This window comes from Candidatus Cybelea sp. (genome assembly GCA_036489315.1).
Taxonomy (GTDB): Bacteria; Vulcanimicrobiota; Vulcanimicrobiia; order Vulcanimicrobiales; family Vulcanimicrobiaceae; genus Cybelea.
This window is the reverse complement of sequence record DASXFZ010000005.1, coordinates 1-1,970: the sequence shown is the minus strand read 5'-3', so window position 1 is coordinate 1,970 and position 1,970 is coordinate 1. Positions and strand designations below refer to the sequence as shown.

The window sequence follows — 1,970 nt, the reverse complement described above, 5'->3', positions numbered from 1 at the left end:
GCAGCGCGTTGGTGTTTTTGACGTAGCCCTCATACAGGCCGAAGTGCATCTCGAGCGTTTGGTCCGAGATGCCTTGCAAGCCGGAGAGATTCCATTTTTTAGGCGAATATCGCGTAGACGTACTAGCTGTGGTCATAAGGGGTGCCTTACCCAGCCGCACCTTGAAAATCCTACGAAAGATGGCCGGATTGCTTACCTTTACATTCGGCGTCGCCTTGCTGCCTGCCGATTGTCGCTCCGCCGGCGTCTCGCCGTTGCCGCAAGCGCCCCCACTGGGCGCGCGGGAAAACAAGAGCGCAACGCAAGAGTTTCAGGCACTAGCAGACCAGACGATATCTTGCGCGTGCCCGTCGCTTAGGCAAATCGTCACCGGGTTGCGTGGTCCCGGCCACGTCCGCACTGACGTGCGATAGGCTCGGCCGTCGAGTTCCATCGAAACGTGCGCGAAAGGCGCGCTGGCCGAGGCTCCCGCCGAGCACCCGGCGATCCGTTCGGCAAGCGCTTCCTTTTCGTCGAGTGAAAAGTGCTCCTCGACAACGGAGTGAACGACCGTCGTCACGCAGCCTTCGATGGGCCGGCCCTCACGCGGTAGCCACGTCAAATAGCTCTCCTCATCGATCGGCGCTCGAAGCGTTCGCGCAACGGCGAGCGCGCCGCGAAGCCGCGCGAGACGCTCTTTCTGGTCCGCCCAGACGAACGACGTCAAGCGCAGGCAATCCGCTTCTTTTCGCGGATCGAGCGGGTGCAGATCGCAGCCGCGGCGGTCGCCGACTTCAAGGTTCGCCCCCAGCGCCCTCGGACGCCCCGCCGCGATGCAATTGCGCAACACTAGCCTCGAGGTTAGGTCGCCCCAGCTCCAGTCGCCGCCGTCGTACCCGAATCGATCGAAACGAAGGTTGAGGCCTGCGCTCGCGCCGATCTCTCGCAGGCGGAGCGTCATCCCAAACGTGGCAGCGACAAAAAGGCACGCGGCCAGTATCGGCATCGGCCGCGCCGGCTCGTTTGTTTGGGGGGTCCGTAAGAGCAGTGATGTTATTCGTTCTGGAGTTCGCGCGATGATGTCGCGTGCGATGAGCCAGGCGGCGGACGCATCGCCGTCGCCGCCCGTCGACGGGTAGTGTCGAGCGAGTTCGGCGTCTCCCGTAAGCGCCAGATAATGCAGCGCGCCCGCCAGGTGCAATCCCGGGCGCGAATATTCGCGGAGCGAATCGAGGAGCGCGACGATCGCGCGATCGCCCGCGCGATAGTCTGCAACCGCCTCACGGGTCAGGTCCGCCGTGAAGGGCGAGCCCATCGCCGCGCAGGTGTCGGCTTGCCGTTCGAATCGCGTGATTGTTTCCGTCATTGCCGTTTCCAGTATAAGCCGCAGCGTTTCGGGGTATCGTGATGGCGAAACGTTCGTACGGCCCGTCCACCATGCTACGAAAGGAAGAGCGATGTCGGTCGAAGACCCTACCGTCGATCCGCGAACCGTTCCCGAAGATCCCGGTGCGCAGCCCAATCCGCCTCGGAACCCGGCCGAAGGCAACCCTCTTCCCGAGGAAGGCGAAGGCGGTAACGACGTCAGCCCAGGCGGAGAGTAAGCTCCAGGTTCTCCGCGCGCCGAATCGAAGACACTCCTCCGGTCGCTTGACCGTACTCCGGATGAGCATCGCCGGCCCGACGCTTAACGGCGTCACTGCGGCAAATATCTTCTTCCAATCGAACCAGCGCAACGACGTGGTGGGCTGAAAACGGCGCCAAAACGCCGTTTTCGACGATCGTCGGCAACTCGGATCCGCTCGGAATCGCGTCCTACCCGCTCGTCAAAAGATAACGCCGCCCAGCGCTACGACTCCGCGAGAGTGTGCAGCAGTTTCGCGTACTGCGCCGCTTCGCGCCTGAGCGCAGTGCTCTGCACGATCGCGGCTTCTGCGTTGAGCATCAGCAGCAGACCGTAGGGCGTACCGTGATGTTCGGTCAAGCGGCGC

The 1,970-nt window shown here is 63.1% G+C and carries 2 protein-coding genes; one reads left to right on the top strand and one right to left on the bottom strand.

Features of this window, described 5'->3' with window-relative positions:
• Positions 1–310 precede the first annotated feature (310 nt).
• Entirely contained in the window at positions 311–1,345 is a 1,035-nt protein-coding gene (locus VGG51_00710; protein ID HEY1881546.1) for a DUF2332 domain-containing protein, read from the bottom strand.
• 91 nt (positions 1,346–1,436) lie between these two features.
• On the opposite strand from VGG51_00710, the gene VGG51_00705 reads away from it, so the two are divergent.
• Complete coding sequence (locus VGG51_00705; GenBank protein HEY1881545.1) at positions 1,437–1,583, top strand: hypothetical protein; 147 nt, start codon at positions 1,437–1,439, stop codon at positions 1,581–1,583.
• Positions 1,584–1,970 lie beyond the last annotated feature (387 nt).

What these genes read in the sequence shown, in the direction of transcription:
- VGG51_00710 (HEY1881546.1), bottom strand. Translation starts at nt 1,345, where the DNA reads ATGACGGAAACAATCACGCGATTCGAACGGCAAGCCGACACCTGCGCG.
- VGG51_00705 (HEY1881545.1), top strand. Translation starts at nt 1,437, where the DNA reads ATGTCGGTCGAAGACCCTACCGTCGATCCGCGAACCGTTCCCGAAGAT.